This window comes from Sporofaciens sp. SGI.106 (genome assembly GCF_050314255.1).
Taxonomy (GTDB): domain Bacteria; phylum Bacillota; class Clostridia; order Lachnospirales; family Lachnospiraceae; genus Claveliimonas.
The window spans coordinates 14,093-26,893 of the sequence record NZ_JBNPMZ010000022.1; the positions used below are offsets into that span (position 1 = coordinate 14,093).

Annotated in this window: 10 protein-coding genes and 1 riboswitch; of the genes, 9 read left to right on the plus strand and 1 reads right to left on the minus strand. The window is 42.8% G+C overall.

Going from position 1 to position 12,801, the window contains the following annotated elements; all coding sequences use genetic code 11:
- Window positions 1-87 precede the first annotated feature (87 nt).
- The 3 genes from tuf (at window position 88) to ACQRCC_RS13225 (ending at window position 2,976) form a co-directional block, all read left to right on the plus strand.
- The gene (gene tuf / locus ACQRCC_RS13215; protein WP_427851230.1) at window positions 88-1,281 is read left to right on the plus strand and encodes an elongation factor Tu; all 1,194 of its coding nucleotides are present in this window, start codon (window positions 88-90) and stop codon (window positions 1,279-1,281) included.
- 380 nt (window positions 1,282-1,661) lie between these two features.
- The gene (locus tag ACQRCC_RS13220) at window positions 1,662-2,420 is read left to right on the plus strand and encodes a hypothetical protein (RefSeq protein ID WP_427851231.1); all 759 of its coding nucleotides are present in this window, start codon (window positions 1,662-1,664) and stop codon (window positions 2,418-2,420) included.
- 40 nt (window positions 2,421-2,460) lie between these two features.
- Window positions 2,461-2,976, plus strand: coding sequence for a transcription repressor NadR (locus ACQRCC_RS13225; RefSeq protein ID WP_427851259.1), 516 nt, complete (start codon window positions 2,461-2,463; stop codon window positions 2,974-2,976).
- A 32-nt stretch (window positions 2,977-3,008) separates the two neighbouring features.
- Here ACQRCC_RS13225 and ACQRCC_RS13230 read toward each other — a convergent pair whose 3' ends face one another.
- Window positions 3,009-3,935, minus strand: a complete 927-nt coding sequence (locus tag ACQRCC_RS13230) for a cation diffusion facilitator family transporter (RefSeq protein ID WP_427851232.1) — start codon at window positions 3,933-3,935, stop codon at window positions 3,009-3,011.
- A 126-nt stretch (window positions 3,936-4,061) separates the two neighbouring features.
- Window positions 4,062-4,148, minus strand: a riboswitch (NiCo riboswitch).
- Between the two features lie 179 nt (window positions 4,149-4,327).
- Here ACQRCC_RS13230 and ACQRCC_RS13235 point away from each other — a divergent pair.
- From ACQRCC_RS13235 to ACQRCC_RS13260, 6 genes are all read left to right on the plus strand, one after another.
- On the plus strand, window positions 4,328-6,805 hold the full coding sequence (locus ACQRCC_RS13235) for an alpha-L-arabinofuranosidase C-terminal domain-containing protein (protein ID WP_427851233.1): 2,478 nt from the start codon (window positions 4,328-4,330) through the stop codon (window positions 6,803-6,805).
- Between the two features lie 177 nt (window positions 6,806-6,982).
- Window positions 6,983-7,507, plus strand: a complete 525-nt coding sequence (locus ACQRCC_RS13240) for a hypothetical protein (protein WP_427851234.1) — start codon at window positions 6,983-6,985, stop codon at window positions 7,505-7,507.
- A 54-nt stretch (window positions 7,508-7,561) separates the two neighbouring features.
- Window positions 7,562-9,298, plus strand: coding sequence for a carbon starvation CstA family protein (locus ACQRCC_RS13245; RefSeq protein WP_427851235.1), 1,737 nt, complete (start codon window positions 7,562-7,564; stop codon window positions 9,296-9,298).
- A gap of 283 nt (window positions 9,299-9,581) precedes the next feature.
- Window positions 9,582-10,958, plus strand: a complete 1,377-nt coding sequence (locus ACQRCC_RS13250; RefSeq protein WP_427851236.1) for an ABC transporter substrate-binding protein — start codon at window positions 9,582-9,584, stop codon at window positions 10,956-10,958.
- 98 nt (window positions 10,959-11,056) lie between these two features.
- A complete protein-coding gene (locus tag ACQRCC_RS13255; protein ID WP_427851237.1) occupies window positions 11,057-11,959 on the plus strand; it encodes a carbohydrate ABC transporter permease in 903 nt (300 codons plus the stop codon).
- Window positions 11,960-11,961: 2 nt separating this feature from the next.
- Window positions 11,962-12,798: a carbohydrate ABC transporter permease gene (locus ACQRCC_RS13260; RefSeq protein WP_427851238.1), complete on the plus strand. Its 837-nt coding sequence runs from the start codon at window positions 11,962-11,964 to the stop codon at window positions 12,796-12,798.
- The last annotated feature ends 3 nt before the right edge of the window (window positions 12,799-12,801 follow it).

Genomic DNA, 12,801 nt, shown 5'->3' on the forward strand with positions numbered 1-12,801 from the left:
TTTGAAATATAATCAGAAATAGCCGAGTAAACTGAAAATATCAGAAAAATGCCTGGAAAAGGCGATTGAATAAGGAGGACATTCAAAATGGCAAAAGCTAAATTTGAAAGAACAAAACCACATTGTAATATTGGTACAATCGGTCACGTTGACCACGGCAAAACAACTCTGACAGCTGCTATTACAAAGACTCTGGCAGAGAGAGTTGCTGGTAACGCTGCAGTAGATTTCGAGAACATCGACAAAGCTCCGGAAGAGAGAGAGCGTGGTATTACAATTTCTACAGCTCACGTTGAGTATGAGACAGAGAAACGTCACTATGCTCACGTTGACTGCCCAGGACATGCTGACTACGTTAAGAACATGATCACTGGAGCAGCTCAGATGGATGGTGCTATCCTTGTTGTTGCTGCTACTGATGGTGTTATGGCTCAGACAAGAGAGCATATCCTTCTGTCCCGTCAGGTAGGTGTTCCTTACATCGTTGTATTCATGAACAAATGTGATATGGTTGACGATGAGGAGCTTCTTGAGTTAGTAGAGATGGAAATCCGTGAACTGTTAGACGAGTATGAGTTCCCGGGAGATGACACACCGATCATCCAGGGATCTGCTCTGAAAGCTCTTGAGGATCCAACAGGAGAGTGGGGAGACAAGATCATGGAACTTATGGATGCTGTTGACAGCTACATTCCAGATCCACAGCGTGCAGTAGATCAGCCATTCCTTATGCCTGTAGAGGACGTATTCTCTATCACAGGACGTGGAACAGTTGCTACTGGTAGAGTAGAGCGTGGTGTTCTTCACGTATCTGACGAAGTAGAAATCGTTGGTATCAAAGAGGAAAACCGTAAAGTAGTTGTAACAGGTGTTGAGATGTTCCGTAAGCTTCTTGATGAGGCTCAGGCTGGAGATAACATTGGTGCTCTTCTTCGTGGTGTTCAGAGAACAGAGATCGAAAGAGGACAGTGTCTGTGTAAACCAGGTTCTGTAAAATGCCACCACAAATTTACATCTCAGGTATACGTTCTGACAAAAGATGAAGGTGGACGTCATACTCCATTCTTTAACAACTATCGTCCACAGTTCTACTTCAGAACAACAGACGTAACAGGTATCTGCGGACTGCCAGAGGGCGTTGAAATGTGTATGCCTGGTGACCACGTAGAGATGACATGTGAACTGATTCACCCAGTAGCTATGGAGCAGGGTCTTCGTTTCGCTATCCGTGAAGGTGGACGTACAGTAGGTTCAGGTGTTGTTAAAGAGATCATCGAGTAATCTTGTTGATTTATTAGGCAATATAAGTGAATTCAGATCCCGGAAACTTCGGTTTCCGGGATTTTTCACACATATATCTGCATAAAGTACTGTAAGGTACTACATATGTAAAAAACACAGGGAAATTTATTTTGCATATGTTGCTCTGTTTCGTGGCCCCTTACATGTAAAAAGGCAAATATCTCAAAATCCCACGTAGAAAAATCGAGGCTCTACGTGTCAGAACTCAAAACTCAAAAATCCCCATGTAGAAAATTCAGAATCCTACATGTCAGAGATAAAAAAATTCAAATCCCCACGTAGAAAAATAAAAATCCTACGTGTCGTTACTCAAAAATTGAAAATCTCCACGTAGACAGTCCAAAATCCTACGTGTCAAGATGAATATTCTAAGAAAATATCCCGAAGGTTCGCTTCAGATTAATCACAGCAATGGTTGTGTACAGTATTATTATAATAATCCGCGCTCTCGATATGTTCGGCCCCAATATATTAAAAAAGAGAATGGCGAACTGGTGCAGAAGCTTGCCCAAAAAGATTATGATACAAAACTTTTAAAGAGATTGGAGGAGCGCTTGAAGGTTGCGAAGAAGACATTTGCTGTATATAATAAAACTGATTTGGAAGAAATCTTTTATAAATATACAAAGGACAGACAACGTTTGCTTATACCACGGTATATATCAGATGAAGACTATGCAAAAAAATGGGAAGATATATCCTATCAGAGAAAAACATTTGCAGAAGGGACGGCAGAAATCTATACTGTAAAAGGGGAACGGGTCAGGTCTAAATCTGAGAAAATTATTGCAGATGCTTTGGAAAGAAATAATGTTCCCTATAAATATGAATGTCCGCTGGAGTTAACCGGCGGAAGGGTGATTCATCCGGATTTTACCGTTCTGAATAAAAGAACAAGAAAAGAATTTTATTGGGAGCACCTGGGCATGATGGATGATGTGGAATATGCCCGCAATGCAGTGAGGCGAATTGAGGAAATGGGACGTAACGGAATTATGCCTGGAAAAAATCTTCTTATCACGGCTGAGACCAAAGTGAATCCAATTAATGTAACAATTGTGGATATGATTATTCAGGAATACTTGCAAAATAAACTGGAGGATGTAAAATATGAATAGAAGTGTCTGTGGTCGCAGACATAGAAGAAAGGGAATAATTATGACAGGATCTGAAAGAAGAGATGCAATTATCAATGAAATAAGAAATAGTCAAACTCCGGTTTCAGGCAGTAAGCTGGCTGCGCTTTTTGATGTAAGCCGTCAGGTGGTTGTACAGGATATTGCATTAATAAGAGCTGCAGGATACGATATCATTTCCACGAATAGAGGGTATATTTTAAATACATCACATGCAGTTACAAGGATTTTTAAAGTTAGCCATACGGATGAACAGCTGGAAGATGAGTTGTGTTCTATTGTAGATCTGGGCGGTAAGATATTAAATGTTATGGTCAATCATCGGGTATATGGGCGCATGGAAGCAACACTTGATATAGGGTCACGCAGAAAAGTCCGGGAATTTATGGAAGATATCCGAAATGGGAAATCCAGTCCGCTTAAGAACATTACCTCAAATTATCATTACCATACGGTTGAGGCAGACAGCGAAGAAACACTGGATATGATTGAAGAAATGCTTAAAAAAAAGGGATATCTGGTGGAAATGGAAAAGTAGATATCCCTGTTGAATGTACACTGTAAATGTGCTTATTTGTGATTTTCGTGGTATGGATTTACATGTACCATAATATGTTTAACCTTTGGAAATTTGGTTTCAATGGCGTCATGGGTTCTCTCGGCGATAGTGTGAGCTTCGTTCAGGGAGAGAGCACCATCGGCGCCTATTTCTATATCTACGTATATTTTATTTCCGAACACTCTGGTATTCAGAAAGTCTACGCTGAGAACACCCTCCTGCTGGGCGGCACATTTTTTCAGTGCTTTGACCGTATCTTCATCACAGGAGCGGTCCACCATTTTGTTAATGGCATCCATAAAAATATCATACGCGGCCTTGGCAATGAAGAAGCAGATTACCAGACTTGCAATGTGATCCAGGACCGGAAAACCAAGCCTTGCGCCTGCGATACCAATTAAAGCACCGATGGAAGAAAGGGCATCACTTCTGTGGTGCCAGGCGTCTGCCATCAGAGCACTGGAATCGATGCGCTGGGCATAAATTTTCGTGTACCAGTACATAGCCTCCTTAGATACAATGGAGATGATAGCGGCTGCGAGGGCCAGTATTCCCGGAACAGCCAGAGAATTGTAATCTCCGTTAAATATGCTGCGGGCGGCCTTAGTGCCGATCATTAGTCCCGTCTCCAGAAGAACAGCAGACAGAATGATAGCAGCTACACATTCAAAACGTTCGTGACCGTAGGGGTGTTCCTTATCAGATTCGCGGGCTGACAGTTTCACGCCAATGATGACAATAATGCTGCTGAATACATCCGATGCAGAGTGGATGGCATCACTGACCATGGCTCCGGAATTGGCAATAATACCTGCCAGTAGCTTAAAAGCGGATAGAATCGTATTGCCGACAATGCTGACGGTAGTTACTTTTGTGGCTGTTTTCTGAAAATCATACTCAGAAGAAGCCGGAGTGGAATTTGCAGTGTTGTTTTTCATAATCATTACCTCTTTTTTAATCTGTTTTATGTTATGCCCTGCAGAATAAGATGTCAGTAAAACCGGATTCCGTTTCAGATATTTACCAAAAAAGGTATAAAAAAACACGGATCCAGTAATAGCAACTACTGTCCCGCGGAAAATGTTATCCACTGTCACCTGGGTGACCCGGCTCCATAGGCTTTTGCCTTCGGCCTGCTCAGATTGTACTGTAGATGAATATGCAGTGCAAAGAGTATTAAAAGTAATATAGCAAAATGAACTGGGAATGTCAAGAGATTATTTTGACGGTTTTTGTAAAGGCCTCTCTGGAGTGTTTAAAAAAAGTATATTGTAAGAAAAGACAGATGAGAGTACAATTAAAAATATTTCAGCAGCAGGAGGAAGGAAAAATGAGCAAGATTCAGATTCAGACAAAACAGGTAAAATTTCCTGTGGCAGAGGACCTATATGGATTATTTTTTGAAGACATTAATCGGTCGGGAGATGGAGGACTTTATCCGGAGATGCTTCGTAACCGGGCATTTGAAGACTCGATAATACCAGAGAGATGTACGCCGATTGACGGGTGCTATGGCTTTGAGACACCTACCGGATGGCGGGATCAGTTTAATAATGGAGAAGGACTTAAGCGCTGGCTTGATGGAATAAAACCAACTCCTGTTCCGGCATGGTATGGGGAAGCTGCAAATCTTATACTGATGAGAGAGGGGACGCTGAATAAAAACCGTGAGGCGGCTCTGAAGATAGAATTCTCAGAAGGTGGTTCTGTTTATAATGTGGGGTACCGTGGCATTGCAGTGGAGGCTGGACAAGAGTATCCGTTTTACATGTTTGCGAAAGCGGACCGTGATATGGAGCTTGTGCTGACTATAGAAAGGGAAAATGGTGGAGCAGCCCTGGCAGAGACGAAGATTCAGCTTCCGAAAACGGAAGAATTCCGGCGTTTTGACGCGGTGCTTCGTTCAAAAGGCGCGGTCAGCGACTGTATTTTCCGAATTCGGTCTGCGAGTGAGGGGGCAGTAATATTAGGATTTACATCACTGATGCCGGCTGATACATATAAGGGACATGGAATGAGAAAGGATCTTATGGAAATGCTGGAGGGCACACATTCAAAATTCCTGCGTTTTCCGGGAGGATGCATTGTAGAGGGATTTACAAAGGAGACTATGATGCGTTTCCCAAATACCATAGGACCGGTGTGGGAACGCCCCGGACAGCAGCTGATGTGGCATTACAGGGCTACCAACGGATTAGGATTTCATGAATATCTTCAGATTTGTGAAGATCTGCATCTGGAACCGATGTACGTAATCAATTGCGGATTGACTTGTCAGGGGCGCTATGCGGAGCTGACAGAGGGGGAGGAATTGGAGATACTGCTTCAGGAGGCTTTTGACGCAATTGAATATGCAACGGCTCCGGCTGACACGAAGTGGGGAACTATGAGAGCGGAAGCTGGCCATCCGGAGCCCTTTGGCATGAAATACATTGAGATAGGAAATGAGAATATCGGGCAGGAATACTGTGAACGGTATGAGAAATTTTATAAGGAATTAAAAAAACGTTATCCGGAACTGATTTATATTTCCAATATTCATACAGAAAAGGAAGGTCATCCGACAGAGGTAGTGGATGAACACTACTATAGTACTCCGGAGTTCTTTCAGGAGAACCAGAATATGTTTGCGGATTATGACCGGAAAGGACCGAAGATATTTGTAGGTGAATATGCGGTGACTTCCGGAAATGACATCGGCAATCTGTACTCGGCGCTGGCAGAAACGATGTATCTGCTTGGTATTGAGAATAATCAGGATGTGGTGACGCTTACATCCTATGCCCCACTTCTGCAGAATGTAGATTATACGGGCTGGTACCCGGATTTGATCGCATTCAATAACCATCAGACATTTGCAATTCCTCTTTATTATGCAATCCAGATGCTTGCGGCAAACAGAGGTGAAGAAATCTATGAGACGCAGCTGGAGGGAACGTCCATGTATACGAAGAATGTGGGCATTCCCGGATTTATTGCATACGAGGATGGCGTGACACTGAGAAATGTTATCTGCAACGGGAAAAAAGCAGGGGTGACCCATACACTGGTGGGAAATGCCAGTGAAGAGAATGGAGAAATCAGTCTGAAGATTGGACCAAGTATGGAGTTGGACAATTTCCCGGGAATCGGAGATACAAAGAAGGAAATCTGCTATGTGGCATTCGGGGATGAGTGCAGTGGAAAAAATGTGTTTGAGGCTGATGTGAAAATAGATTCACCTGAGATTCCGATAGCGGTAACGCTGTGGAATTCACACTGCCCGATGCTGTTTGCTCTGGATGAGACGGATCAGCGTAGCGATGACTGGTCACCAATCTTTACGGAACATCATTCGTGGATGATCGAAGAGGGAAAAGGAACAGCGTGCATGGTCCACTGGTTCCAGGATCAGCCCATCGGAGAAAGCGTTAAACTTCCAATGCGATATGGTGAATACATGCACCTGAAAGTGGAGACAAGAGAAGATGGATTCGATTGCTTCATCGACGGCAAAAAGGTACAGGAGGTATATCTTTCCAGTCATCCGTCAACGGCGGTGTCTGTATCCGGTGACAGAGATACGATTCAGGTGAAGATCGTAAATATGAACGGAGAAAGAGATGATGTTGAAATTATCCTGGACTGTGAGGTAGAAGATGCGTATACAGCACTTGTACTTACGGCGGACTCTCCGAAGGCGGAGAATGATTTTGGTAATCCGCGAAGGGTGGCTCCTGAGGAGAAGATATGCACAGGAGCGGGCAGCAGGTTTGTGTATGAGGCACCGGGCAGTTCGTTCAGTGTGTTGAAACTTAAAAAAAGGTAAAATTGGGGACGTAGCAAAATGCATTTTGCTACGTCCCCAATTGCATTTTGGTATGTCCCCAATTGTATGTAAAAAAATACAATCGAAATACAGAGTGCGCTCTAAAAAGTATTGAAATTTTAGAACAGAGGTGTATAATACGTAAATGTAAAAATAACTGTGAGGAGAAAGCTCGTAATGACAGGAACAGAATTATTAGCTCAGCTGCTTACTTCCTATCAGACCAGTTATGACATAGAGAAACCTTTTGATATCAATGGCGATATCTATGACGCGCATGCGGGCTTCAATGTGACCAGTGCAAAGTACGTTCTTATTAAGAAAGCGGAATTGTGGCGGGCAGATTGTTTCGAGCATGCGTTTTTTAAATGTGTGAACTGTCTGGAGAAAGCAGATATAGACAAATTTTCCCGGCATGTGGAAGAGTATATTGAGCCGGAGCTTGTAAGGGGCGGGAAATCCTGCCCGGAAAAAGATCACATGTATACTTTTATGACCGGCATATTTATCTGCGACGAAGGAGTGTCGGAAGAAGCAAAGCGTGCAGTGAAGAAATATCGCTACCTGAAAAACTACCGTTTTGGGATCAGAGGTTATAGCGAGGTGAGACTTTTGGTCTTTGATTTAAAGGAGAAAAAAATATTCGGTAATCAGGCGGCGAGAGAGATGGTAAAGGGCTACACAAAGGCTGGAGTTATCTGACCTTTATAGCATAAAGACATTAACTTAAGAAAAAGGAAAAGAGGAGGATTTACAATGAATGGTGTAGTAGTATTAGTTGTTGGATTAGCTATTCTTGTGGCTGCGTATCTTACATACGGAAGATGGCTTTCCAAACAGTGGGGCATTGATCCCTCAAAAGTGACCCCTTCCCACACAGAAGCGGATGGTGTGGATTATGTTCCGGCAAAAGCTCCGGTACTGATGGGGCATCATTTTTCATCAATTGCAGGAGCAGGTCCGATTAATGGACCAATCCAGGCGGCGGTATTCGGATGGGTTCCGGTACTTCTGTGGGTATTGATCGGAGGAATTTTCTTTGGTGCGGTTCACGATTTTGGTGCGTTGTTTGCGTCTGTTCGAAATAAGGGACAATCCATTGGTGAAATTATCGCAGTTACAATGGGGGACAAGGCTAAAAAATTATTTATTCTGTTCTCCTATCTGACATTGCTTCTGGTGGTTGCTGCCTTTGGTTCCATCGTAGCAAATACATTTATGGCTACATACGATGAAAATGGTGTGCTTGATAAGGCTGCAAGTGCTGCAAATGCAACAACGGCTATGATCTCAATTCAGTTTATTATACTTGCAATTGTGTTTGGATTTCTGGTTTACAGAAGAAATGCAAGTCTGATGGTTTCCACTATCGTTGGTGTGGCTGCGATTGTAGCCTGTATGGTGATCGGTCTTAACTGGCATCCGATTTATCTGAATAATAAAACATGGATGATTATCGTAGGCATTTATATTCTGGCAGCATCAGTGGCTCCGGTCTGGATTCTGCTTCAGCCTCGAGATTACCTGAGTTCATTTTTGCTTTACTTCATGATGATCGTTGCGGTTGTAGGTATTATTGGATGCGGACTTATGGGGGGTGCTCATATGGACATCCCGGCATTTACAGGATTAAAAGATACACTTGCACCGACAGGAACTTCTTTGGGATATATATTCCCGGCGCTGTTTGTAACGATTGCCTGCGGTGCTATTTCCGGTTTCCATTCACTGGTTGGTTCCGGAACAACAGCAAAACAGCTGGACAATGAGAAGGATGCTCAGCCAATTGCATACGGCGGTATGCTGATCGAGTGTGCTCTTGCAATTATTTCTCTTTGTGCCGTTGGCTATATCTGGGCAAATTATGCATCCGGTGAGATCGTAACACCGACCGTTGTATTTGCAACCGGTATTTCCAAAATGCTGGGTTCTATTCCGGGACTTGGCGGAGTGGAGAATATTGCATATACGCTTCTGGTATTGACAGTATCTGTATTCTGCCTGACATCGCTGGATACGGCAACACGTCTGGCACGTTATATGTTCCAGGAGTTCTGGCTTGAACCTGGACAGACTTATAAGGATGCAGTCGGATATAAAAAGATCCTGACGAATCCGTTTGTGGCAACTTTGATTACGGTTGTTCTGGGAATTGGTCTTGGACTTACCGGCTATGCAAATATCTGGCCGCTGTTCGGTGCTTCCAATCAGCTTCTTGCAGCACTTGGTCTTCTGGCAGTTGCTGTATGGCTTGGAAAGGAAGGAAAGAATAACAGGATGTTCCTGTTCCCGATGGTATTCATGCATGTGGTAACAATTGTGTCTCTTTGCTTTACACTGAAAGCAAATATTGTTGGAATTGCAGCAGGGGCAGCAGGTGTGACATGGTGCTATGTGCGCGCGGTTATTGCGGTATTTTTGATTGTTCTTTCCATGGTTCTGGTAGTCAGCGGTGCGAAAACGATGATTAAGCAGGAAAAAGAAAAGAAATAAAGTCTGATTGTGAGTTAGGGGGCAGGTTCTGCGATTCATTTTAGAGAGTCACAGGAACTGCCCCCCTATTTCTACTTTTAAATACAACTTTGCAAAAAGTGGAAATACAACTCATAAGTTGTACGTACAAGAAGTGAGGTTTTACAAAAATATGTACATACATTTGTACAATATTACGGGTTGCTTTTTGGGTGATTGTATTGTAAGATGTAGTTACAAAGCTGAAAAGCGAAGACAAGTAATTGTCGAAAATGCACAAAAACTATTGAAAAGGAGGAAAAACATGAAAAAGAAAATCGTAAGTGGTATTTTGTGTGTAGCAATGGTAGCTTCTATGTTAGTTGGCTGTGGCGGAAGCAACTCCGACAGCACTGAAAGTGGGGATGCTGAAGAAACTACCGAAGAAAGCAGCAGCGATGGTATGACAGAAGGAAAGAATACTTTCGTTGACGGCGGTACAGAGTTATCTCTGTGGACATTCCAGGAACTGCACGTAGGTTTCTATACCGAGATGGCAGATAAGTGGAATGAAGAGAATCCGGACAACCCGATTAACCTGACAGTAACTACAGGTGAATCTCACTCTCTGCAGAGCAAGCTGTTGGTAGCATGCCAGGCTGGAGAAGGAACACCGGATATGGCAGATATTGAGGTTGGATATTATGGATCTTTCCTGAAAGATGATTATCTGCTTCCACTGAATGATGTAGTTGAGCCATACGAAGATGAAGTTGTTATGTCTCGTATTACCATGTATGGTAAAGATGATAACTGGTATGGAATTGACTTCCACCTTGGCGCTTCTGTATGCTACTACAACATGGACATCATGAATGAAGCTGGTGTTGATCCGGCTACAATCGTAACATGGGATGACTATTTTGAAGCGGGTAAGACTGTTCTTGAGAAGACAGGAAAACCGATGTGCGCAGTTGAGACAGCAGACTTATTCCTTCCACAGTTAATGATGCTGGAAAAAGGCGCTCAGTATGTTGACAAAGATGGAAATCCGAACATTGACACAGATGAGCACGCTGACGTTATCGATTTCATCAGAAAGATGATTGATGCTGGTATCTGCGAGATTGCTCCTGGCGGATTCTACCATGCAGAAGAGTGGTATGGTCACCTGAATGACGGCGGAGTTGCTTCTCTTGCAATGCCTCTGTGGTATATGGGACGTTTCACAGACTACTGTCCGGATCTTGAAGGAAAGATGGCTATTTACGAAATTCCTGTATGGAATGAGGGAGATACCCGTGAAGTACTTCAGGGTGGAACAGGTACATCCGTACTGAAGTTCACAGACAAAGCGGACCTTGCAAAAGAGTTCCTTGCATTTGCTAAGCTGTCTGAGGAAGGTAACAAATATGAGTGGAATGTATTAGGATTTGACCCAATCAGAACTTCCCTGTGGGATGATCCGGAAATTACAGAGAACAAAGATAACAAGTTCCTGAAATATTTCCAGACAAATCCGTTTGATATCATTAAGAAAAACGGTACAGATTTAACAGCACCGGATATCTCTGGCGGATATTCAGCTACATACAGCACTCTGGTATCTACAACATACTCAAATGCATTTGAAAATGCAATTGATCAGGATGCTAAGGAATTGCTGGAAACAGAACAGGCTAGTATTGTATACGACAACTAAGATTGGCTGAATGAATAAAAGAGGAGAAAGGCGTATTGTAAAATACGCCTTTTGCTTTAGAAAACTGCTGGATTTTTTAGAGGAATGGAGAACCAATTATGGAAAAAAAGAGCGTTTTTAAGCGTTTTCTGTATTCACAGAAAGCAGCACCATATGTATTTGTGCTTCCTTTTGTACTGACGTTTTTGATTTTCTTCGCATATCCGATTGTGAGTACAATTATGATGAGTTTCCAGAAGGTGGCGGGCGGAGAAGCAACGTTTGTTGGACTGGCCAATTACAAGACCCTGATGAACCCTGTGTTTTATAAATGTTTGAAAAACAGTGCATTCTATACTGTAGTATCATGTGCGATCATGCTTCCGATTCCTATGCTTCTTGCAACGATGCTGAACAGTAAGGCTATGAAGGCAAAAGGATTTTTCAGAAGTATTATGTTTATCCCTGCACTGACATCAGTCGTTGTAGCCGGAGTTGTTTTCCGTATGATGTTCGGAGAACTGGAAGGTTCTTTTATGAATCAGGTTGTGGGATTATTCGGAGTAGAGCCGCTGGTATGGCTTCGCCGTCCGGTTACGGTTTGGATTACGCTGTTTGTACTCTGCCTGTGGAGATGGACAGGAGTTAATATGATGTATTATCTGTCAGGTTTGCAGCAGATTCCGGGAGATTTATATGAGTCTGCTGAGATTGATGGTGCAAATGCAATGCAGCAGTTCCGTTATATTACTCTGCCGCTTCTGAAATCTACCAATGTATACGTATTAACAATTTCAATCTTTGGTGGTATGGCAATGTTTACGGAATCCTACCTGTTGTTCAATGGTAATAAATCACCGAATAACGTAGGTACGACTATTGTTGGATACCTGTATCGTATGGGTATGGAGCAGAATAATATCGGTATCGGTTCTGCAATCGGTGTTGTATTGCTTCTGATAGTAATGGCAATTAACGTGGTTCAGCTGATACTGAACGGTACGTTTAAGAAAGGAGAATAATTATGAAAAAGAAATCTATGACATTATCCGTTCTCCTGTTTGTATTTTTTGTAATCGTGGCAGGAATTACATTGCTTCCGTTGATCCTGCTTCTGGTGTCTTCCTTCAGACCGGGCTCAGACCTGATGCGTTATGGACTGAACTTTAACATTGACTGGGCAGCAGCGAATCTTGATAACTATAAATTGCTTTTCAGCGGACAGAACAATTACTTCAACTGGTACAAGAACAGCTTGATTATTACGGTTGTTCAGCTTGTACTTGCATTGTTCTTAAGTGCATGTGTAGGTTATGGATTTGCAATGTATGAGTTCAAGATGAAAAATCTCCTGTTTGGATGTGTACTTCTGGTTATGATGATTCCTACTGAGGTTATCATTCTTCCACTGTACCGTCTGATTATTAACATGGGAATCATGGATTCTATGTGGGGTATCATTCTCCCGTATCTGGTTGTTCCCATGCTCATATTCTTCTTCCGACAATACCTTTCAGGAATACCGAAGGACTTCCTGGATGCAGCACGTGTTGATGGATGTACAGAGTATGGAATTTTTGCAAGAATTATGATTCCGTTGATGAAACCATCCTTTGCAGCAATGGGTATCTATCAGGGTATGCAGAGCTGGAACAATTTCCTGTGGCCTATGATCGTTATGCGTACACAGTCCAAGATTACACTTCCTGTTGGTTTGCAGAGTCTGATGTCTCCTTATGGAAATAACTACGATATCCTGATTGCAGGTTCCTGTTTTGCGATCCTGCCTATCCTGATACTGTTTGTATGCTTCCAGTCTTACTTCATTGAAGGTATGACTGCCGGTGGTGTAAAGGGTTAAAAT